The 19,651-nt window shown below is 63.0% G+C and carries 20 protein-coding genes and 2 pseudogenes; 15 read left to right on the forward strand and 7 right to left on the reverse strand.

Features of this window, described 5'->3' with window-relative positions; genetic code table 11:
* The first annotated feature begins 175 nt into the window (after window positions 1–175).
* From AAZU54_RS08090 to AAZU54_RS08110, 5 genes are all read left to right on the forward strand, one after another.
* On the forward strand, window positions 176–955 hold the full coding sequence (locus tag AAZU54_RS08090; RefSeq protein ID WP_434726945.1) for an ABC transporter substrate-binding protein: 780 nt from the start codon (window positions 176–178) through the stop codon (window positions 953–955).
* Between the two features lie 85 nt (window positions 956–1,040).
* The gene (locus tag AAZU54_RS08095) at window positions 1,041–1,748 is read left to right on the forward strand and encodes an ABC transporter permease (RefSeq protein WP_186555024.1); all 708 of its coding nucleotides are present in this window, start codon (window positions 1,041–1,043) and stop codon (window positions 1,746–1,748) included.
* Window positions 1,745–2,458, forward strand: a complete 714-nt coding sequence (locus tag AAZU54_RS08100) for an ABC transporter permease (RefSeq protein WP_186555025.1) — start codon at window positions 1,745–1,747, stop codon at window positions 2,456–2,458. The genes AAZU54_RS08095 and AAZU54_RS08100 overlap by 4 nt, the downstream gene beginning before the upstream one ends.
* A gap of 19 nt (window positions 2,459–2,477) precedes the next feature.
* Entirely contained in the window at window positions 2,478–3,281 is an 804-nt protein-coding gene (locus AAZU54_RS08105) for an ABC transporter ATP-binding protein (RefSeq protein ID WP_434726946.1), read from the forward strand.
* 13 nt (window positions 3,282–3,294) lie between these two features.
* Window positions 3,295–3,789: an Lrp/AsnC family transcriptional regulator gene (locus AAZU54_RS08110; RefSeq protein WP_186555026.1), complete on the forward strand. Its 495-nt coding sequence runs from the start codon at window positions 3,295–3,297 to the stop codon at window positions 3,787–3,789.
* Here AAZU54_RS08110 and AAZU54_RS08115 read toward each other — a convergent pair.
* From AAZU54_RS08115 to AAZU54_RS08125, 3 genes and pseudogenes are all read right to left on the reverse strand, one after another.
* Window positions 3,764–5,467 (reverse strand): putative bifunctional diguanylate cyclase/phosphodiesterase, encoded by a 1,704-nt coding sequence (locus tag AAZU54_RS08115; RefSeq protein WP_405128777.1) that lies wholly within the window; start codon window positions 5,465–5,467, stop codon window positions 3,764–3,766. The two genes, AAZU54_RS08110 and AAZU54_RS08115, sit on opposite strands and share 26 nt — an antisense overlap.
* Before the next feature lie 12 nt (window positions 5,468–5,479).
* Window positions 5,480–6,589 (reverse strand): methyl-accepting chemotaxis protein, encoded by a 1,110-nt coding sequence (locus AAZU54_RS08120; RefSeq protein ID WP_405128852.1) that lies wholly within the window; start codon window positions 6,587–6,589, stop codon window positions 5,480–5,482.
* Between the two features lie 177 nt (window positions 6,590–6,766).
* Window positions 6,767–7,045 (reverse strand): annotated as a pseudogene (locus AAZU54_RS08125) (PAS domain-containing protein); the annotation flags it as partial.
* Window positions 7,046–7,318: 273 nt separating this feature from the next.
* Here AAZU54_RS08125 and AAZU54_RS08130 point away from each other — a divergent pair.
* The 5 genes from AAZU54_RS08130 to AAZU54_RS08150 all read left to right on the forward strand — a co-directional run bounded on the left by AAZU54_RS08130 (window position 7,319) and on the right by AAZU54_RS08150 (window position 11,853).
* Entirely contained in the window at window positions 7,319–7,633 is a 315-nt protein-coding gene (locus AAZU54_RS08130) for a helix-turn-helix domain-containing protein (RefSeq protein ID WP_186555029.1), read from the forward strand.
* Window positions 7,634–7,839: 206 nt separating this feature from the next.
* The gene (locus tag AAZU54_RS08135; protein WP_186555030.1) at window positions 7,840–9,150 is read left to right on the forward strand and encodes a C4-dicarboxylate transporter DctA; all 1,311 of its coding nucleotides are present in this window, start codon (window positions 7,840–7,842) and stop codon (window positions 9,148–9,150) included.
* A 70-nt stretch (window positions 9,151–9,220) separates the two neighbouring features.
* On the forward strand, window positions 9,221–9,925 hold the full coding sequence (locus AAZU54_RS08140; protein ID WP_405128778.1) for a FadR/GntR family transcriptional regulator: 705 nt from the start codon (window positions 9,221–9,223) through the stop codon (window positions 9,923–9,925).
* Window positions 9,926–9,941: 16 nt separating this feature from the next.
* Window positions 9,942–10,637, forward strand: a complete 696-nt coding sequence (locus tag AAZU54_RS08145; RefSeq protein WP_021263726.1) for a GntR family transcriptional regulator — start codon at window positions 9,942–9,944, stop codon at window positions 10,635–10,637.
* Window positions 10,638–10,758: 121 nt separating this feature from the next.
* Complete coding sequence (locus AAZU54_RS08150) at window positions 10,759–11,853, forward strand: hypothetical protein (RefSeq protein ID WP_434726947.1); 1,095 nt, start codon at window positions 10,759–10,761, stop codon at window positions 11,851–11,853.
* Here AAZU54_RS08150 and AAZU54_RS08155 read toward each other — a convergent pair.
* Entirely contained in the window at window positions 11,837–12,265 is a 429-nt protein-coding gene (locus tag AAZU54_RS08155; protein WP_186555032.1) for a PACE efflux transporter, read from the reverse strand. The genes AAZU54_RS08150 and AAZU54_RS08155 overlap by 17 nt on opposite strands.
* Before the next feature lie 104 nt (window positions 12,266–12,369).
* On the opposite strand from AAZU54_RS08155, the gene AAZU54_RS08160 reads away from it, so the two are divergent.
* The 3 genes and pseudogenes from AAZU54_RS08160 (at window position 12,370) to AAZU54_RS08170 (ending at window position 15,272) form a co-directional block, all read left to right on the forward strand.
* Window positions 12,370–13,263 (forward strand): LysR family transcriptional regulator, encoded by an 894-nt coding sequence (locus AAZU54_RS08160; protein WP_405128781.1) that lies wholly within the window; start codon window positions 12,370–12,372, stop codon window positions 13,261–13,263.
* Window positions 13,264–13,385: 122 nt separating this feature from the next.
* A pseudogene (mcpA, locus tag AAZU54_RS08165) lies at window positions 13,386–14,417 on the forward strand (methyl-accepting chemotaxis protein McpA); the annotation flags it as partial.
* A 114-nt stretch (window positions 14,418–14,531) separates the two neighbouring features.
* A complete protein-coding gene (locus AAZU54_RS08170) occupies window positions 14,532–15,272 on the forward strand; it encodes a methyl-accepting chemotaxis protein (RefSeq protein ID WP_372353318.1) in 741 nt (246 codons plus the stop codon).
* A 75-nt stretch (window positions 15,273–15,347) separates the two neighbouring features.
* On the opposite strand, the gene AAZU54_RS08175 is transcribed toward AAZU54_RS08170, so the two are convergent.
* From AAZU54_RS08175 to AAZU54_RS08185, 3 genes are all read right to left on the reverse strand, one after another.
* On the reverse strand, window positions 15,348–16,412 hold the full coding sequence (locus AAZU54_RS08175; protein WP_186555035.1) for a YkvI family membrane protein: 1,065 nt from the start codon (window positions 16,410–16,412) through the stop codon (window positions 15,348–15,350).
* Window positions 16,413–16,478: 66 nt separating this feature from the next.
* The gene (locus tag AAZU54_RS08180; protein ID WP_312151477.1) at window positions 16,479–16,856 is read right to left on the reverse strand and encodes a RidA family protein; all 378 of its coding nucleotides are present in this window, start codon (window positions 16,854–16,856) and stop codon (window positions 16,479–16,481) included.
* 13 nt (window positions 16,857–16,869) lie between these two features.
* Window positions 16,870–18,006, reverse strand: a complete 1,137-nt coding sequence (locus AAZU54_RS08185) for an NAD(P)/FAD-dependent oxidoreductase (protein WP_186555037.1) — start codon at window positions 18,004–18,006, stop codon at window positions 16,870–16,872.
* A gap of 113 nt (window positions 18,007–18,119) precedes the next feature.
* Here AAZU54_RS08185 and AAZU54_RS08190 point away from each other — a divergent pair, with 113 nt between their 5' ends.
* Both AAZU54_RS08190 and AAZU54_RS08195 read left to right on the forward strand, forming a co-directional pair.
* Window positions 18,120–18,743, forward strand: a complete 624-nt coding sequence (locus tag AAZU54_RS08190; protein WP_186555038.1) for a helix-turn-helix domain-containing protein — start codon at window positions 18,120–18,122, stop codon at window positions 18,741–18,743.
* Window positions 18,744–18,854: 111 nt separating this feature from the next.
* On the forward strand, window positions 18,855–19,640 hold the full coding sequence (locus AAZU54_RS08195) for a sulfite exporter TauE/SafE family protein (protein WP_186555039.1): 786 nt from the start codon (window positions 18,855–18,857) through the stop codon (window positions 19,638–19,640).
* Window positions 19,641–19,651: the final 11 nt, after the last annotated feature.

Consider the following 19,651-nt stretch of genomic DNA (forward strand, 5'->3'; position numbering starts at 1 on the left):
GCGCTGCCATCACGCGCCTAACGACCGAATCGGTCAGCCCAGCACACACCAAACGACACAAAAAAACCCTCTAGCTCGCGCATCCTGAGCCCTGACCGATGAGTCACCCATAACAACAGCAACCGACCGTTCTGAACTGCCCCTACTTCAAATAACAACACCCAGGGACCTTCATATGATCCGCATGCGCAAACGCCTCGGCGTCCTTCTGCTTTCCTTGTGCGCCACCGCCGTCCAGGCCAAGGAGTGGACTGAAATCCGCTTCGGCGTGTTCCCCGAATACCCCCCGTTCGAATCGGTCGCCGCCGACGGCAGCCTGCAAGGCTTCGATATCGAGCTGGGCAATGCCATCTGCGCCAAGCTGCAAGTCAAATGCACCTGGGTGCACAACGAGTTCGACGGCATGATCCCGGCTCTGCGCGCACGCAAGTTCGACGCCATCATGTCGTCGATGGCCGTCACCCCAGCGCGGCTCAAGCAGATCGCCTTCACCGAGCGCCTGTTCCTCAGCCCCACCTCAGTCATCGTGCGCAATAGTGCCGACTTTGGCGAAACCGCAGAATCTCTCAAGGGCAAGCAAGTCGGCGTGCTGCAAGGCTCGCTGCAAGAAGCCTATGCCCGCGCCAAGCTGGCGCCGTTGGGTGCCCAGGTCAAGGCTTACCAGTCCCAAGACCAGAACTACGCCGACCTGATCAACGGCCGCCTCGACGCCACCGTCACCGACAAGCTCGAAGCCCAGCTCAACTTCCTCTCCAAGCCCGAAGGTGCAGGCTTCAAGTCGGGCCCGGCGATCAAGGATCCGACCCTGCCGCTGGACATCGCCATGGGCCTGCGCAAGACCGATCCCGAGCTCAAGGCCCTGCTCGATAAAGGCATCGCCGCGATCCACGCCGATGGCACCTATGCCGCGATCCAGAAGAAGTACGTCGGCGAGCTGGATATCTACAACGAATGACCTGACCGCTAGCTAACCTCGCTGTCCACGCCATTGTGTGGCAGCGGGCTTGCCGGCGAAGCGGCCTCCACGAGATCCCTACCCCATGAACGACTTGCTCACGAGCGGCCTGCAAGGCTTCGGCCCGTTGCTGGCCGAAGGCACCTGGATGACGGTCAAACTGGCCCTGCTGGCGCTGGCCCTGAGCCTGCTGCTGGGCCTGATCGGCGCCTGTGCCAAGCTCTCGCGCTCAGCCCTGCTGCGCATCCCCGCCACCCTCTACACCACCTTGATCCGCAGCGTGCCTGACCTGGTGCTGATCCTGCTGCTGTTCTACAGCCTGCAGATCTGGCTCAACGACCTGACCGAAGCACTGGGCTGGGACTACGTTGAAATCGACCCGTTCAGCGCCGGCGTGCTGACCTTGGGCTTCATCTACGGCGCCTACTTCACCGAGAACTTTCGCGGCGCCATCCTCAGCGTGCCCGCAGGCCAATTGGAAGCGGCCACCGCCTATGGCCTGAGCCGGGCACAGCGATTTACGCTGGTGCTGTTCCCGCAACTGATGCGCTTCGCCCTACCGGGCCTGGGCAATAACTGGCTGGTGCTGCTCAAGTCTACCGCGCTGGTCTCGATCATCGGCCTGGCCGACCTGGTCAAGGCCGCGCAGAACGCCGGCAAGACCACCAACGACATGCTGTTCTTCCTGTGCATCGCAGGCCTGGTCTACCTGTTGATCACCACCCTCTCCAACCGACTGCTCAACTACCTGCAGCGGCGCTACAACACCGGAGTCAAGGAGCTGGCGCGATGATCGAACTGCTTCAGCAATACGGCCTGGCCTACCTTTATAGCGACGGCAGTGGCGTGTCCGGCCTGGCCATGACCCTCTGGTTGTTCGTGGTCAGCATGCTCCTGGGCTTGCTGCTCTCGTTGCCGCTGGCCCTGGCCCGGGTCTCACGCCGCGCCTGGCTGCGCCTGCCGGTGCAGTTGTACACCTTCGTGTTTCGCGGCACCCCCCTGTATATCCAGCTGCTGATTTGCTACACCGGCTTGTACAGCCTGGAGGTGGTGCGCGAGCACGCCCTGCTCGACCAGTTCTTTCGCAACGCCTTGAACTGCACCCTGCTGGCCTTCGTGCTCAACACCTGCGCCTACACCGTGGAGATCTTCGCCGGGGCTATCCGCAACATCCCCCACGGCGAGATGGAAGCGGCCCAAGCCTATGGCCTGAGCGGCTGGAGGCTAAACCTGTTCTTGGTGCTGCCTGCAGCCTTGCGCCGTTCGCTACCGGCCTACAGCAACGAACTGATCCTGATGCTGCACGCCACTTCGCTGGCTTTCACCGCCACTGTCGCCGACATCCTCAAGGTGGCCCGCGATGCCAATGCCGCGACCTTCCTGACCTTCCAGGCCTTCGGCGTCGCGGCGATCTTGTACATGCTGTTGTCCTTCGCCCTGGTCGGCTTGTTCCGACTGGCCGAGCGCCGTTGGATGCGCTTTCTGAACCCTGCCCGAGGCTGAACCGATGACCCTGTCTGCCATGTCCCTGCCCATTAACGAACTCGCCCCTGCCGCCCACAGCCTCAGCGGCACCCGCAAACTCAGCGTCGACGGCCTGCACAAGCATTACGGCGAGCACCAGGTGCTCAAGGGTGTTTCGCTACAAGCGCGCAAGGGCGATGTGATCAGCCTGATCGGCGCCAGCGGCTCGGGCAAGAGCACCTTCCTGCGCTGCATCAATTTCCTTGAGCAACCCGACGCCGGCAGTATCACCCTGGACGGCCAGACCCTTGAGATCCGCCCCGGCACCCGCACCCCGCCGCCGGCTCAATTGCAGAACCTGCGCACGCGCCTGGCGATGGTGTTCCAGCACTTCAACCTGTGGAGCCACCTGACCGTGCTGGAGAACATTTGCCTGGCGCCACGCAAGGTGCTGGGCATCAGTGCCAGCGAAGCCGAGGCCCGCGCCCGCACCTACCTGGACAAGGTCGGCCTGCCCGCGCGGGCAGCCGAGCAGTACCCGGCGTTTCTCTCTGGCGGCCAACAGCAGCGGGTGGCCATCGCCCGCGCGCTGGCGATGGAGCCGGAGATCATTTTGTTCGACGAGCCGACCTCAGCCCTCGACCCCGAGCTGGTCGGGGAAGTGCTCAAGGTGATACAGACGCTCGCCGAGGAAGGACGTACCATGCTGATGGTTACCCACGAGATGGGATTCGCCCGCCAGGTGTCGAGCCAGGTGCTGTTCCTGCACCAGGGCCTGGTCGAGGAGCACGGCAGCGCCGAGATCCTCGATCGCCCCCAGAGCGATCGCCTGCGGCAGTTCCTTTCCAACCGTCTTAAGTGAAGTCACGCCGCATATGGATACCAAGGCCAACACCGCTCACGCCCCCGCCGCGCTGGACCGCATCGATGAAGCTATCATCGATGTGCTGCGGCACAACGGGCGCATCACCTATGAGAAGCTTTCGACCCTTGTGCACCTGACCCCCAGGCCCTGCCTGGAGCGGGTGCGCAAGCTGGAGCGGCGCGGCGTGATCCGCGGCTATGGCGCGATCATCGACCTGCAAACGGTCTCGCCGGGCTTGTCATTGCTGGTGCTGGTGGCCTTGTCCAACCAAAGCGGGCGCGCCGCGCAGAAAGCCTTCGAGGCCACCGTGCGTGCCTGCCCGCAGGTGTATGAATGCCAGCTTATCAGCGGCCACTTCGACTACAGCTTGCGCATGCGCTGCCGCGACATGGAGCACTACCGGGTGCTGACCGAAACCTGGATGAACAACGACGAGTTGCACATCGACAAACTGGTGGCGCACCCGGAACTGGCCTCGGTCAAGAGCACGGCGCCACAGGTGTGAGCCACTGCGCCGGCTGCAGGTAGCCGGCCACCCAACCCACCACTTCGCCCGCCGGCATGGGCCGGGCGATGCAATAGCCCTGGGCCAGTTCACAACCCAGCTCCATCAGCAGCCGGCCATGCTCGACACTCTCCACGCCCTCGGCGATCACCTCACGATCGAACGCACGGGCCAGGCCGATGACCGCGCCGGTCAAGGCCAGGTCGTCGTGGTCATGGAGGATGTCGCGCACAAACGATTTATCGATCTTGATGGTCTGGGTCGGTAGGCGCTTGAGGTAATTTAGCGACGAATAGCCAGTGCCGAAGTCATCCAGCGAGAAGCGCACACCCAGGGCTTGGCAAGCCTCCAGGCAACGGCTGACATGGTGGATGTTCTCGATGGCGACGGACTCGACGATTTCCAGGTCGAGCTGCTTGGGGTCGACCTCGGCATGGCGGGAAAGTGCGTCTTGCAGGCGTTGGACGAAGTCGCTGCGTTGCAGGTGGCGGGCGGCGATGTTGACGCTGACTGACCAGCGATGGCCCTGGCGCTGCCAGCCTTGCAGTTGGGCCAAGGCCTGGTCGATGACCCATTCGCCGATCTCGACGATCAGGTCGGTTTGCTCCACTAAAGGCAAGAATGCTCCGGGTGGCACCGGCCCCTTGGCCGGGTGCATCCAGCGCAGCAACGCCTCGAACCCCAACACCTGGCCCGTACGCATGTTGACCTTCGGCTGATAGTGCAGGCACAGCTCGCCCTGATGCAGGGCCTGGCGAACCCGCGCCACGGTCTGGTGGGTGGCCTTCTGCTCCTGCTCCTGGGACACATCGAACAGGTGATAACGGTTGCGCCCTCGCTGCTTGGCCACGTACATGGCCTGGTCGGCGTGGCGCACCAAGGTATCGGCGTCCTCGTCGTCCTGCGGGAACAGGGTGACGCCGATGCTGGCGCTCAGCGACAGGCTGCGCTCACGAATCAGATACGGCGCGGCCAACGTGTGCAGAATGCGCTGCAACGCCGCATGCAGCGGCGCACTGCCATCGATGTGACGCAAGATCAGCACAAACTCATCGCCCGATAGCCGCGCCACCGAGTCACCTGCGCGCAAAATGCCCTGCAAGCGCTGGGCGACCTCCATCAGCAGCAGGTCACCGGCGGCATGCCCGTAGCCATCGTTGACCGCCTTGAAGCCATCCAGGTCGAGCATGCACACCGCCAGCGGGATTTCCTCGCGGCGGGAAAAGGCCAACGCCTGGTTGAGCAGGTCGGAGAGATAAGCGCGGTTGGGCAGGCCGGTCAGAACATCGTGGCCCACCCGCCACTGCAAGGTGTGCAGCAACTGACGCTTCTCGGTGACGTCGAAGCGGATCGACACATATTTGTGCACCTTGCCCGACTGCGGATCGATCAGCGGCACCATGGTGCTGTCGACCCAATACAACGAGCCGTCCTTGGCGCGGTTGCAGATTTCGCCTTTCCACACCCGGCCAGCGACCAGCGCTCGCCACATCTCGAGGAAGAACTCCGGTTCGTGCAAACCCGAGTTGAGGATGCGGTGATTGGCGCCCAGCAGCTCCTCGCGGCTATAGCCGGAGATGCTGCAGAACTGCTCGTTGACGTAGGTAATCCGCCCGCGCAGGTCGGTTTCGGAAAAGATCGCGGCCGCGTCCACAGCCGCGCGATAGATATCATCCATGTACATCATGCCTTAGCGGTTGAAGCGCTCAACCAGGGCGCGCAGCCCGGCACACACCTGTTCCAGTTCGGCGCCGCGCGACGCCGCGGCATTGGCACTGAGCGCGCTCTGCTGGGCAATGCCCGCCACGCCGTTGATCTGCCGCGAGACATCCTCAGCCACCGCCGACTGCTGTTGCGAAGCCGTGGCCATTTGCTGGCCCATGTCGCTGATGCGCTGCACCGCCTGGCGAATGCCGTCGAGGGCTTGCTGCGCTTCGAGCACCCGCGCCACGCCCTGTTCAGCACCGGCGATACCGCGACTGGCAATGGCCACAGCCTGCTCGGCACCGCCGCGCAAGCCGTCGATGATGGTCTGGATATGCAAGGTCGACTGGCGGGTTTTATCGGCCAGTGCCCGCACCTCGTCGGCGACCACGGCAAAGCCTCGGCCCTGTTCACCCGCACGCGCCGCCTCGATGGCAGCGTTGAGCGCCAGTAGGTTGGTCTGTTCGGCAATGGCGCGGATCATCCCCGCCGCTTCGGCGATGTTATCGGTCTGCCCGGCAAGCTCGGTGACCGCCTGGTTGATCTGATCCACCGTGCCGGCCAAGTCACGGATCGCCGTGCCACTGGCATCGGCCACCTGACTGCCCTGCTCCGCCAACTGATGCGCGGTGTGCGCCTCGCCTGCGGTCAGTTGCACATGATTGGCCACTTCAGCGATGGAGGCGGCCATCTGGGTCATGGCCGTGGCACTCAGGTCGGTTTCGGCGCGCTGTTCGAGCAGCGCCTCTTCGGTGCTGCGCGACAGCCGACCGGCATCACCGGCGGCCACGGCCATTTGTCCGGCCAGATCGCTCAAGCGCGTCAGCGCGGTTTTCAGCCGCGCCTCTTCGCCGATCAGAATCAGCTCGAGCTGCCCCGCGGCGCCAGGCAAATCGCTGTAGGTCAGCGCCACTATCGGGTCGGCGAACGTGCCTTCAGCGCCGTTGACGATCCGCCGCAGTTGCCGGCCAACACCGCCATTGGCCCATACCCCATATGAGACGAACAACGCTAGCGTCAGCCCCTGCCCCGGCAGACCCGGCCACAGCTGGTTAGCCGCAACCGCCAGCGCCCCGGCCGCCACCGGCAAAGCCATAGCCTGACCAAGACCTGCCAGGCGCCGGCCGAATGACAAGGCGGGCTTGCCTGCGCGCAAGCGGGCATACAAGGCCTGAGCGCGCTGCACTTGCTCGCGGGTTGGGCAGACCCGCACCGACTCATAGCCAACCAGCCGCCCGTCAACAAGAATCGGCGTCACATAGGCATTGACCCAATAGAAGTCGCCGTTCTTGCAGCGGTTCTTGACGATGCCCATCCAGCTTTTGCCAGCCTTGAGGTAGCGCCACATGTCCTCGAACACCGCTTCGGGCATATCGGGATGGCGCACCAGATTGTGCGGCTGGCCGATCAGCTCAGCTTGGCTGTAGCCACTGATGGCGGCAAATTCGGCATTGCAGTAGGTGATCAGGCTGGCCGTATCGGTGGCCGAAATGAGCCGTTGCTCTGGCGGGAAGCGTTGTTCGACCGGCGAAACCGGCAGGTTGAGGCGCACGATGAGACTCCATTCGCAGACGAAACGGCGCCCTGCCTTGATGGCAGCGGCTTACCGGAACCGTTCATCCTTGACCAGCTCCAATGTCCAACAACGGCTAGCGCGACCTTACAGGCGGTCGAATCACCTTGGACATTAACTTGAATGACTGATCAGTCAAAGAAGTGGATTCTACGAAATTCATCACATTTTGCCAATAAATGTGATGAATCATGGCGTTGCGCTATGACGATTTATATCGTTAAGTTCTTGATTCCAAATGGGAATTAAGAGATGACGATGTCAGGTCTAGGATCTGCCCTGCGTCGCTACCGCAAGCTCGCCGGATTGACACAGGCTCAGCTTGGCGAGCAAAGCGGCTTCGACCCCAAGACCATCAGTCGTTTTGAAACCGGCACCTACACCCCCAGCATTGACGCGTTGCAGGTGTTTGCCAGGGTGCTAGGGATCAAGCTCAAGGCCTTCTTCGCCGAACCGGACGACGAAGAGGATCAGCGCGCCTACCTGTTCGGTGTCGTGCACAACGCAGCGCCCAAGGACCTCGCCAAGCTGATCACCGCCGTCAATCAGGCACTGGCCAAGGCCTGAAAACCACGCGTGCAGCAGACCAGAGCGGTCGAGACATAACCGCAGCACAACTGGTCAGACCGGTAAGGCCAAAATTGCTTGCTTTGTGTGATTTTTCGCGCTTTTATGGGGACGCACTGAACAAACCGGTAAGACCACAATAATTAAGTCCTGCGCTCTTTGACCCTGCGCCATCGAAGCAAGGACACCGATCAGAGACCCCTCCCATGCTTAAATGGTGCTCGCGTTCGATCTTCCTCCAAGTGGTGCTAGGGCTTGCCCTGGGCATTGCCTGCGGCCTCAGTTTTCCCGAAGTCTCCCTGCAGCTAAAACCCCTCGGCGACGGCTTTATCAAGCTGATCAAGATGCTCATCGGCCTGATCGTGTTCTGCGTGGTGGTCAGCGGCATCTCCGGTGCTGGCGACCTGAAGAAGGTCGGTCGGATTGGCCTTAAGTCGGTGATCTACTTCGAAGTGCTGACCACCCTTGCCCTGGTCATCGGCCTGGTGTTCGCCTTCACCTCCGGCATTGGCAGCGGTGCCAACATCCACCTCGATCAGCTGTCCACGGCCGACGCCAATGGCCTGGCCGAGCGCGGTCAGCACATCCATGGCACCGCCACCTTCCTGATGGACTTGATCCCCACCTCGGTGGTGGGCGCCTTCGCTGACAACAACATTCTGCAAGTGCTGCTGTTCTCGGTGCTGTTCGGCAGCGCGTTGAACCTGGTGGGCGAGTCGGCCTCGGGTATCTCGCGGCTGATCAACGAACTCAGCCACGTGATCTTCCGCATCATGGGCATGATCGTGCGCCTGGCGCCGCTGGGCGTGTTCGGCGCCATCGCCTTCACCACCAGCAAATATGGCCTGGAGTCGCTGCAGCACCTGGGCGGCTTGGTGGCGCTGTTCTACCTGACCTGCGCAGGCTTCGTGCTGATCGTGCTGGGCACGGTGATGCGCCTTTCCGGCCTGAAGCTGTTGCCACTGATCAAGTACCTGCGTGAAGAACTGACCATCGTCATGGGCACCGCCTCGTCCGACGCCGTGCTGCCGCAGATCATGCGCAAGCTTGAGCATCTGGGTATCGGCAGCTCGACGGTTGGCCTGGTCATCCCTACCGGTTACTCGTTCAACCTCGACGGTTTCTCCATCTACCTGACCTTGGCTATCGTGTTCATCGCCAATGCCACCGGCACGCCGCTGGCCATGACTGACCTGCTGACCATCCTGTTGGTGTCGCTGGTAACGTCCAAGGGCGCGCATGGCATCCCAGGCTCGGCGCTGGTGATTCTCGCCGCGACCCTGACTGCCGTGCCGGCGATCCCGGTGGTTGGCCTGGTGCTGGTGCTGGCGGTGGACTGGTTCATGGGTATCGGCCGGGCGCTGACCAACCTGATCGGCAACTGCGTCGCCACCGTGGCCATCGCGCGCTGGGAGAAAGACATCGACCTTGAGCGGGCCAACAACGTGCTCAGTGGCAAGCCGGGCTTCGCGCCGCTGCCGCGCAAGCAGCCCAACGCCCATCAACAGGAATTCTGATTGACCCAGGCCGGCCACCGCGCCGGCCTGTTCAAGGAGCTTTGATGCAACCTTCGACAGGGAGCAAACCATGATCAGCTCATCGACCGTGGTCACCTCAGTAGTGGAAAAACTGCGCCAGGCGCTGGCTCGCGGCCAGTGGCGCACTGGCGAGATGCTGCCGGGCCAGCGCGAGTTGGCCGAACAACTGGGCATCAGCCGGCCCAGCCTGCGTGAAGCGGTAACCGTGCTGGAAACCCTCGGCCTGGTGCGCTCGCTGCCGGGCAAGGGCGTGCTGGTACTCGATGCCGAAGCCGCCCAACCCGAGCACCTCAGCGATGGCGTGGGCACAGCCAGCCTGGCCGATGTACTGGAGCTGCGCTACACGCTTGAGCCATTCATCGTCGGCCTGGTCGCGCAGTCGGCCAACAGCCAGGACATCGGCCAATTGCGCCTGACCCTGATGGACATGCGCGAAGCGCTGGATGCCGGTGACAGTGAGGCCGGCGTTGGCGCCTACATCGCCTTTCACCAGGCGCTGTTCGCCCTGACCACCAACCCGATCTTCCAGAGCGTGGTGCAGCAGACCGGCAATGCCCTCAAGCAGAGCGCCGACATGCTGCGCAACTCGCCAGAACACCTGGCCGCGCGGCTAAGCGAGAACGAAGCGGTGGTGCGCGCCATCCGCGACAAGAACAGCGCCCAGGCCAGCGCCCAGATGCGTCGGCACATTCTTCAGGAAGGCCAGCGCATGGGCATCGAACTGAATATCCCGGACGAACACCCCGGGCCCTGAATCTAGGAGAGCGACCATGACCGCCTGCGCCCACGCCGCCCCGCACTTGCCCGCCCTGCTCAGCACTGGCGAGACTCGCCTGTCGGCCGAGCAGATCTACCCGCGCCTGTTCGACGCCATCCTCGAACAGCGCCTGCCACCCGGCAGCGCCCTGCCCGAACAGGCCCTGGGCAACGCCTTTGGGGTTAGCCGCACGGTGATCCGGCGGGTGCTCGGGCGCTTGTCGGATCAGCAAGTGGTGGTCCAGCGCCCCAGCCACACGGCGCACTTGGCAGCCCCCGATCCAGAGCAAGCACGCCAGGTGCTCAGCGCCCGGCGGCTGGCCGAGACCACGTTGATCACCCTGGCCACCCAGCGTGCGCGGCCCACGCAGATCCGCCAGCTACGCCAGTTGGTCGAACGCGAACGCCAGCACCATGAAAGCGGTGAACGCTGCACGGCGATCCGCCTGGGCGGCGAGTTTCATCTCAAGCTTGCGCAGATGGCCGCCAACGCGCCGCTGGCGCGCTTTCTCAACGGCCTGGTGCCGATGACCTCGCTGATCATCGCCCGCTACGAATCGCCCTGCTGCGAACACTGCGCCTGGCAGGAACACGCGGCGATCATCGATGCGGTGGAGAGCGGCGACGGCCAGGCGGCCCTGGCGCTGATGCATGAGCACCTGGACCGCCTGGAAGCCAAGTTGGAGCTCGGCCCGCACGCAATGTGCTGAACTGGCGATAAGCGCTTACAGGCATGCCGTTTGCCGCAAAAGGGGCCACAGTCCGGCCCCACTGCCGGCCCTTACCTATAATCAGGTAAACCACCCAGCCTCTATCCAGGGGGCTATTTGCGTGAACCCGCGTTTTGCATTGGTCGTGCTCTTCTTATTGCTGGCCCTCACCGGTTGCGCCAGCAAGCGCCCGCCTGCCCTGCCGCCGCCCGCTGTACTGACCGCAGCGATGTGGCAACAGATCGACCAGGAGCTGATCGAGGCCTCGGTGGGCGCCACAGGTTCAGCCAATGACTATGCCCGGCGCTCGATGCGGGTGTGGAAGGAGCAGGTTCAGCAGCGCACCGAAAGCGACTTCATTCCGTGGTTCACCGGCTATTGGACCCAGCAATGGCTGACCATGAAAGTGGCCTGGTACAAGATGAACAGCGGCAATGGCGCTGACCCACCGGAGAAACGCTTGGCGTTATATCTGCAAGAGCAGTATCACGAGCGGGTGATTGAACCGGTGGCCGAACAGATCAATCCCGAGGCTATCCGTGATCGCGCCAGCGAATTGTATTTGCAGCTGTTCGGCCAACAGTTGCCAGCGATCATCCAGCGCTACAACGCCCCGCCCGATCAGATCAGCCAACGCCTCAACCGTGTCCCGGCAATCGCCCTGGGCCCGCCGGATGCGCGTAACGCCACGCTGTACCAGTTGCTCAGGGCCAAGCCGCTGAATGAGCAACCGGCCTGGCTTGCTTTACGCCAGCACCTCAATCAGCAGGCAGCGAAGCTGGCCAGCAAGACCCAGGTTGGGCTGTCATCGGTGGCCACCCGCGCCAGTGAAAAACTTGGCGCGACCCTGGCCCCGCGCGGTATCGCCAGTGCGGTCGCCGCTGCGGTGGGCAAGGCGGCCGGGGCGTTGATTTCGGTGGCGGCGACCGGCATCGGCATGATGACCCACGATCGTGAACATCCACAGATGGTCGAGCAGTTGCGGGTGATTCTGAATGTGGCGCTAAACGAGGAATGGAAAGAGCTGATGGAGAATCGCCAGAGTGGCGCGATGTCTGGGGTGTATTACTTGTCGGGGCAGGTGGAGGACAGCCTTTTGAGCAAGGATGCACAATCGCTGGCGCCTGCACCGGCCTCATCGCGGGGCAAGCCCGCTACAGGGTTAGCGCTGACCCGCGATGAAGCCGGGGCAGCTAACGTCAAGCCGTGGCCATAGCTGACGTCGGCAAGCCAAAGATCCGATCGAACGCCCAGTTGTAGGCAAAGGTGTAGCACGGCACCAGCACGATGAACGCCAGGTCCACCAGCAACGCCTCCATCAGGGTCATGTCCAGCCACCAGGCAATCAGCGGGATCAAATACACCACCAGCGTTAGCTGAAAACCAATGGCATGGCCAATCCGCCGGGCCACGCTGCGCCCGCGCTTGACCTGGCGACTCTCCCACCATTCGAACAGGCTGTTGTAGATCAGGTTCCAGAGCATGGCGACGGTGGTGATCATCACCGCCAAGGGCCCGGTGTGCGAGGCCTGGGTATCTGACAGGTAGGCGAGCCCAAGGGTCGACATGCACAGGCCGATCAGTTCATAGAAGGTCACGTAGACCAGTTTGCGTTTAAGTCCTTGCACCGGGTTACCTCGGGTGATGCGGTTACGAAAGCGGTGCAGGATGCTTCAATAAACTTGACAGAGAAAGTCAGCAGCTTTCAGATTAATTGAAAGGAGCCGACCCTATGAATTTTTCCAGCGATACCATTCAGGTGTTTCTCGCCGTACTCGACCGCGGCTCATTCTCGGCAGCGGCGCGAGCGCTCAAGCGGGTGCCTTCGGCGGTGAGCATGGCCATCGGCAACCTCGAAGCGGAGCTTGGCTATGCGCTGTTCGAGCGCGGTTCACGCGAGGCCCGGCCCACTGCCCAGGCCAAGGCACTGGAGCCGCATGCCCGGCTGATCGCCGAGCAGCTGGGGTTGCTGCAAGTGCATGCCTTGGAATTGTCCCAGGGATTGGAAAGCAGCCTGGCCATTGCCGTGGTGCCAGACATCGATCACCGCCCCCTGTTACGCGCCATTGCCAGCCTGGCCGAGCGCTACCCATTGCTCGACATCGAGCTGCTCAGCGCCCCGCAGGAGGAGGCCTTGCAACTGCTCGACAGCGGTCGGGTCAGCCTGTGCCTGGCCTTTGCCGGGCTGCAGGTCGATCCACGCCGCAGTTTTCAGCACATCGCCAGCGAGTCGTTGGTCGCAACACTTTCACCTCACCATCCGGCGCTACTTAGCGGGCGCATTCGCTACCTGGAGGACCTGGTCAACGTTCGGCAGATCCTGGTCTGTAGCAGTGAGCTCCCTCTGGCCGACCCGCGCTCGCTGATCGGCGCCAGTCATTGGCGCAGCAACAGCCTGGACCTGGCCTTGCAGATGGTCGAAGCCGGGCTTGGCTGGGGCGATTTTCCCTTGTCACGGGTAGCGCCATTGATAGCTGCCGGGCGGTTGGTGCGGCTGGATTTTCATAACACGCAAAACGCCCTGGAGTTGCCGGTGCATGCGTTCTGGGGCAAGCAGCAGCCGTTGCGCCAAGGTGCGCGGACGCTGGTTGAACGGTTGGCACAGCCGTCCGTAGAAATCGCATGAAGAACAGTCAGTAACTGTTTCAACATTTTTCGCCCTGAGCCGATAAAACCCTTGAAAGGTCCCGCCATCGCGCCACGAGCGCACGGCGCCCTCCCCCAAGAAATGGCTCAAGGTCTCGAAACATGAACCTGAAGTTCCGCCACAAGATTCTCCTCAGCGCCTGCGGTGTCGTCGTCCTGGCATTCGCACTGTTCACCCTCTACAACGACTACCTGCAACGCAGCACGATTCGCCAGAACATCGAATCGTCGGTCCAGCAATCCGGCGCGCTTACAGCGAGCAGCGTGCAGAACTGGATGAGCGGACGCATCCTGGTCCTGGAAAACCTCGCCCAGGACATCGGCCAGCAAGGCGCTGGCGACAACTTGGCGGGGCTGGTCGATCAGCCTTCCTACACGCGCAACTTCCTGTTTACCTACCTTGGCCAGGCCAACGGCGTGTTCACCCAGCGCCCCGACACGCAGATGCCGGCCGGCTACGACCCACGCCAGCGGCCTTGGTACGGCGCCGCTGCCAGCGCTGGACAAACCGTGCTGACCGCCCCCTACCAAGGCGCAGTGGGCGGGTTGATGGTGACCATCGCCACCCCGGTCAAAGCGAAGGCCGACGGCCAGCTGATCGGTGTGGTCGGCGGTGACCTGACCCTCGATACCCTGGTGGAGATCATCAACTCGGTGGACTTCGGCGGCATCGGCCATGCGTTCCTCGCCGACCGCGATGGCCAAGTGATCGTCAGCCCCGACAAAAGCCAGCTGATGAAGAACCTCAAGGACATCTACCCCGCCAGCAACCTGCGGGTCGAGTCGGGCATGCAGGATGTGACCCTCAACGGGGAAGAGCGACTGATCTCGTTCGCACCCGTGACCGGCCTGCCTTCGGCGCAGTGGTACATCGGCCTGTCGATCGACAAAGACAAAGCCTTCGCGGCGCTGAGCCAGTTCCGCACCTCGGCGATCATCGCCATGCTCATCGCCGTGGCAGCCATCGCAGGCCTCTTGGGCTTGTTGATTCCAGTACTGATGCGCCCGCTGACCACCATGGGCCGGGCCATGCGCGATATCGCCGAAGGCGAAGGCGACCTGACCCGCCGCCTGGACGTGCAGAACAAGGACGAGTTCGGCGAGCTGGCCAGCTCCTTCAACCGCTTCGTCGAGCGTATCCATGCCTCGATCAGCGAAGTGTCTTCGGCCACCCGCCTGGTGCATGACCTGTCGGAAAAAGTGGTGAGCGCCTCCAACGCCTCGATCACCGGCTCCGAAGAGCAAAGCATGCGCACCAACAGCGTGGCGGCCGCGATCAACCAACTCGGCGCCGCCACCCAGGAAATCGCCCGCAACGCCGCCGATGCTTCGCAGCACGCCAGCGGCGCCAGCGAGCAGGCGCATGACGGCCGCCAGGTGGTCGACGATGCCATCAACGCAATGACCGCGCTGTCGCTGAAGATCAGCGAGTCGTGCGAGCAGATCGAAACCCTCAATGCTAGCACCGACGACATCGGCAAGATCCTCGACGTGATCAAGGGCATCTCGCAGCAGACCAACCTGCTGGCCCTCAACGCTGCCATCGAGGCCGCGCGGGCCGGTGAAGCCGGGCGTGGCTTTGCCGTGGTGGCCGACGAAGTGCGTAACCTGGCGCACCGCACCCAGGAGTCGGCCGAAGAGATCCACCGCATGATCACCAGCCTGCAAGTGGGCTCGCGTGAAGCGGTGCACACCATGAACGCCAGCCAGGTGTCCAGCGAGCAGACCGTGCAAGTCGCCAACCAGGCCGGCGAGCGCCTGGCCAGCGTCACCCAGCGCATCGGTGAGATCGACGGCATGAACCAATCCGTGGCGACCGCGACCGAGGAGCAGACGGCGGTGGTCGAAAGCCTCAACCTGGACATCACCCAGATCAACGCGCTGAACCAGCAAGGGGTGCAGAACCTCAACGAGACCCTGGTGCACTGCGATGCCCTCAGCCAGCAGGCCGGGCGTTTGAAGCAGTTGGTGGGTAGTTTCCGTATCTAACCGCGCAGCCAAGGACAAGCCCGTTCCTACCGGTCACTACTGATCGTGTAGGAGCGGGCTTGCCCCGCGATGCGTCTAGACCGCCAGCGCCTTGCTCACCCGCCCACGCCGCACCCACGCCAGCAACACCGCCGCCATCAGCACGAAGCCCAGGTAGCCGAAGAACGGATACACCTCGCCCACCAGGCTGATGAACCCCACCAGGCTGCAGCCGAACGCCGCCACGCCCGTCACCAGCGAGCCCCAGCGAAATTGCGCAGTCCCCGCCGGCAACAGCCGCGACAAGAACGAAAACATCGTCCCCACCGCCGTGTTGACGATCATGCCGAAGATGATCAGGCACATCACCACGCCCAGCACTGGCGACACCTCGTTGGCAATCGACAACATCGGCATCGGCAGCTCAGCCACGCTGTCCAAGCGTGACAACAGCCCGGCGCTCATCACCAGCATCAGCAAACCCAGCGCCGCCCCGCCAATCAGCCCACCCCAGATTGCCGTCTTCTCGCCCTTGGCCGAGCCACCGAGAATCGCCAGGATCGGCGCACCGGCAACGATGTTGTAGGACACATACAAGAACGCCCCCAGCAACCAGTGCCGAGTGCCTGCCTGCTGCTGGCTGGCCAGCACATCCAGCTCGGCAAAACTCTGCTCGCGGGTGAACACGGCGTACAAGGCAATCGCCGAGGCGACCAGAATCAGCAGCGGCGTGATAGCGCCGATGGCCAGAATCACCTTCTGCACATCCAGGCACACGATCGCCACCACCACCAGCGTCACCAGTACGCTGCCGGCCAGGGCCGGTATGCCGAACTGCTGTTCGAGCAACGCCCCGCCACCGGCGAGCATCACCACGGTCACGGCGAACATGAAGAAGGTGATCAGCCAATCGACGAACAGCCCCAGATGACGGCCACAGATGGCCTGGATCACGTCCTTGTGCGAGGTGGCCTGTTGACGGTTGCCCAACCCCGCCAGGGCCATGCCCAGGAAGGTGAACAAGGCAGCACTGACCGCCGCGCCGACCAAGCCCCAGACTCCGAAGTCGACGAAGAACAACAACAGTTCCCGTCCGGACGCGAACCCCGCGCCCACGATCACACCGATGAAGGCACCGGCGATCTTCAGCTGCTCTTGCATGTGAACCTCTGGCTGTTAGTTATTGTTCTTGTTGGTTTTTGCACGGGTTGGCAGGCCCAGCCCCACTCAGCTCTGCCCGACAAACGCCTGCACTTCAATCTCCACATCCACCCCCAGCGCCAACGCCGAAGCCACGGTAGAACGCACCGGCAAGGCCGCGCCGAAGAACGCCTTGTACACCTCGTTGAAGCCGGCGAAGTAGCTCATGTCCGACAGCCACACGGTCACCTTCACCACTTGGTCGAAGCGCGCACCCGTCGCGGCCAGGCTCTCGCCAATACGCTCGCACACCGCGCGGGTCTGGGCCTGGATATCGCCGCGCACTACCTCACCGCCGGGGGTCATCGGCACTTGGCCCGAGAGGAACACAAAGCCTCCAGCCTTGACTGCACGGGAGAAGGGAAACGGCAAACTGCTCGGAAAACGCTGGATTTCATTGCTCATGACAAGCTCCTGGTTACGGTTGCTGAAAACGTGCAGGGGACAGCAGCTCAGGCACTACCCCCTGGGTGGTCAAGCTGGTGCAGATCGGCTGGCCCAGCAGCAGGTCGGCCGCCAGGCGTGAGGCGCCCGCCGCCGACTGGATGCCGTAGCCACCTTGTGCCGCCAGCCAGAAAAACCTCGGCATGCCTGGATCAAAGCCAAGCACCAGATCGCCATCGGCCACGAATGAACGCAGCCCCGCCCAGCTGTGGCTGGGGCGACGAATCTCAAGGGTGGTGATGGCTTCGATGTTGTAGATGCCCAGCGCCAGGTCCAGCTCTTCTGGCGCAGCGTCCTGCGGCTGGACCGGGTCGGCGTTGGCCGGAGAGCCGAGCAGCTGGCCGGCATCGGGCTTGAAGTAGAAGCTTTCGTCGACGCCGATCACCGCGGGCCAACGGGCGAAGTCTTGCGCCGCAGGCCCGGGGAAGGTGAAGGCAGTACGCCGGCAAGGCTGCAAGCCGACCTTGGCCACGCCACATTGCTCAGCAACCTGATCGGCCCAAGCACCAGCGGCGTTGACCAATTGCCGCGCCTTGATACAACTGCCATCGGCCAGCTCGACCTGCCATAGATCATCCAGGAAGTGCGCCTGGACCAACTCAGCGTTGCAGCGCAGCTCACCGCCCGCTTGGCGCAAACCACGCAGAAAGCCCTGGTGCAAGGTATGTACATCGAGGTCCATCGCGCCGGGCTCAAGTACCGCGCCTGCGAGAATCTCGCTACGCAGGCTCGGCACCAGGGCCAGGGCGCCGTCGCGATCAAGCAAGCTGACCTGGGTGCCATTGGCCAGGTTCTGTGCGTAGGTCGCCTCGAGCAGGTCGCGCTGTTCCACGCTGGCGACATACAGGCAGCCGCGAGGTTCGAGCAGCGGATGCTCGCAGAAGCCCTCCGGCGGCGCCTCATAAAACGCCCGGCTGGCGCGGGTCAGGGCCTGGATTTGCGGGGTGCCGTAGGCCTCCATGAACATCGCCGCCGAGCGCCCGGTGGAGTGATAGCCAGGCTGCGCCTCTCGCTCGAGCAGCAGGACTTTGCGCTGGCCAGCCAAGCGGTAGCCAACAGAGGCGCCGGCAATACCGGCGCCGATGATCAGGGTGTCGTAGATCTGGGTCATGCAGGCTCTCGTCACGATAATTATCATTTATGAGAATTCTAATATATGAGAATTTACGATCCTGCAAGTGTCCAAGGTAAGATGTTCGACCAACGCCGCCGATGAGAGCCCCAATGCCCGCCGACCAAACGCCTGCCCCAGAGCGCTCCCGCGCCCTACCCCTGCTTGATCGCGGCGAAGTCGGCGCACGCTTGCGGCAAGTGCGCAAATCCCGCCAGCTAACCCTCAAGCAACTGGCTGAACTCAGCGGCGTACCGGTCTCGACGCTATCGAAGATGGAACTGGCACAGGTCTCGGTCAGCTACGAGAAACTGGCTGCCGCGGCGCGCGCGTTGAATGTCGATATCGCCCAGCTGTTTCGCGCCAGCGGCCAGGTCAATGCGCCGTCGCCGGCGACCGTGGTGGTCGACTCGATCCCAGACGCCGCAGGCTACTCCACCGGCACCTACGACTATTACCCGATCGCCGGGGCATTTCCGGAACGACGCATGACCCCGGCCTATGCGCGCATCATCGCCCGCGAACGCGGCCAGTTCGACGATTTTATCCGCCACCCCGGGCAGGAATTCGCAGTGGTGCTGAGCGGCCGCGTGCGGATTGAATTCGAGACCGGCGAGGCGGTGAGTATCGGTCCGCAGCAGACCGCTTATTTCGACAGCCAGGTAGGCCATATCTACCTGTCCGAGAGCGAGGATGGCGGCGATGCGCATGTGATGGTGGTGATGACCGATCGCTGATCGCCTGGGCCAACAGTTATAACCTAATAACGAACAAGTCTATTTGGCTATAAAAAAATCTATATGCTGGCAGCCATCCGATCACGGGCAAGTTGGGCAGTCGAGTAGCGTATGGATGTAGGTTCTTTCGGTTTCACCATTGCGGGACTGGTTGTGGGCTTCATCGTTGGCATGACCGGCGTCGGCGGAGGTTCGCTGATGACCCCGATCCTGCTCTGGTTTGGCGTCAACCCCGCTACCGCCGTGGGTACCGACCTGCTCTACGCCGCCATCACCAAGGCCAGTGGCGTCTGGGTGCATGGGCGCAACAAGAACATCGACTGGAAGATCACCGGCTGGCTGAGCCTGGGCAGCGTACCTGCGGCGGCCCTGACCCTGTGGTTCCTCAGCACCCTGCATGCCGACACCTCGGCGCTCAACGCGGTGATCAAGCAAGGCCTGGCGGTCGTGTTGATCCTCACTGCGCTGGCGATTCTGTTCAAGTCGCGCCTGCAAGCCTTTGCCAACCGCCACGCCGGTGACCACTACCACCTCAGCGACCGCAACCTGAACATCCTCACCGTGCTCACCGGCGTGGTGCTGGGCGTGATGGTCACCCTCACCTCGATTGGTGCCGGTGCCCTGGGCACCGTGGCGTTGTTCCTGCTGTATCCGTTCCTGGTCACCCGCCGCCTGGTCGGCACCGAGATCGCCCACGCCGTGCCGCTGACCCTGGTCGCAGGCCTTGGCCACGCCGGCATGGGCAACATGGACTGGTCGCTGCTGGGCTACCTGCTGCTCGGTTCGCTGCCTGGCATCTACCTGGGCAGCCACCTCACCGGACGTATTTCCGACAGCGTATTGCGCCCGTGCCTGGCGGCCATGCTGCTGATGATCGGCTACAAGCTGGCGTTCTGAGCCAACTGCCG

The sequence above is a fragment of the Pseudomonas sp. Je.1.5.c genome (genome assembly GCF_051129895.1).
Taxonomy (GTDB): Bacteria; Pseudomonadota; Gammaproteobacteria; order Pseudomonadales; family Pseudomonadaceae; genus Aquipseudomonas; species Aquipseudomonas urmiensis.

Coding starts and splice junctions, on each gene's coding strand:
- AAZU54_RS08160 (WP_405128781.1), top strand. CDS start 12,370: ATGAATTTTTCCAGCGATACCATTCAGGTGTTTCTCGCCGTACTCGAC.
- AAZU54_RS08105 (WP_434726946.1), top strand. CDS start 2,478: ATGTCCCTGCCCATTAACGAACTCGCCCCTGCCGCCCACAGCCTCAGC.
- AAZU54_RS08180 (WP_312151477.1), bottom strand. CDS start 16,856: ATGAGCAATGAAATCCAGCGTTTTCCGAGCAGTTTGCCGTTTCCCTTC.
- AAZU54_RS08195 (WP_186555039.1), top strand. CDS start 18,855: ATGGATGTAGGTTCTTTCGGTTTCACCATTGCGGGACTGGTTGTGGGC.
- AAZU54_RS08115 (WP_405128777.1), bottom strand. CDS start 5,467: ATGGATGATATCTATCGCGCGGCTGTGGACGCGGCCGCGATCTTTTCC.
- AAZU54_RS08175 (WP_186555035.1), bottom strand. CDS start 16,412: ATGCAAGAGCAGCTGAAGATCGCCGGTGCCTTCATCGGTGTGATCGTG.
- AAZU54_RS08185 (WP_186555037.1), bottom strand. CDS start 18,006: ATGACCCAGATCTACGACACCCTGATCATCGGCGCCGGTATTGCCGGC.
- AAZU54_RS08120 (WP_405128852.1), bottom strand. CDS start 6,589: ATGGCTTTGCCGGTGGCGGCCGGGGCGCTGGCGGTTGCGGCTAACCAG.
- AAZU54_RS08095 (WP_186555024.1), top strand. CDS start 1,041: ATGAACGACTTGCTCACGAGCGGCCTGCAAGGCTTCGGCCCGTTGCTG.
- AAZU54_RS08170 (WP_372353318.1), top strand. CDS start 14,532: ATGCGCACCAACAGCGTGGCGGCCGCGATCAACCAACTCGGCGCCGCC.
- AAZU54_RS08130 (WP_186555029.1), top strand. CDS start 7,319: ATGACGATGTCAGGTCTAGGATCTGCCCTGCGTCGCTACCGCAAGCTC.
- AAZU54_RS08145 (WP_021263726.1), top strand. CDS start 9,942: ATGACCGCCTGCGCCCACGCCGCCCCGCACTTGCCCGCCCTGCTCAGC.
- AAZU54_RS08135 (WP_186555030.1), top strand. CDS start 7,840: ATGCTTAAATGGTGCTCGCGTTCGATCTTCCTCCAAGTGGTGCTAGGG.
- AAZU54_RS08100 (WP_186555025.1), top strand. CDS start 1,745: ATGATCGAACTGCTTCAGCAATACGGCCTGGCCTACCTTTATAGCGAC.
- AAZU54_RS08140 (WP_405128778.1), top strand. CDS start 9,221: ATGATCAGCTCATCGACCGTGGTCACCTCAGTAGTGGAAAAACTGCGC.
- AAZU54_RS08190 (WP_186555038.1), top strand. CDS start 18,120: ATGCCCGCCGACCAAACGCCTGCCCCAGAGCGCTCCCGCGCCCTACCC.
- AAZU54_RS08090 (WP_434726945.1), top strand. CDS start 176: ATGATCCGCATGCGCAAACGCCTCGGCGTCCTTCTGCTTTCCTTGTGC.
- AAZU54_RS08110 (WP_186555026.1), top strand. CDS start 3,295: ATGGATACCAAGGCCAACACCGCTCACGCCCCCGCCGCGCTGGACCGC.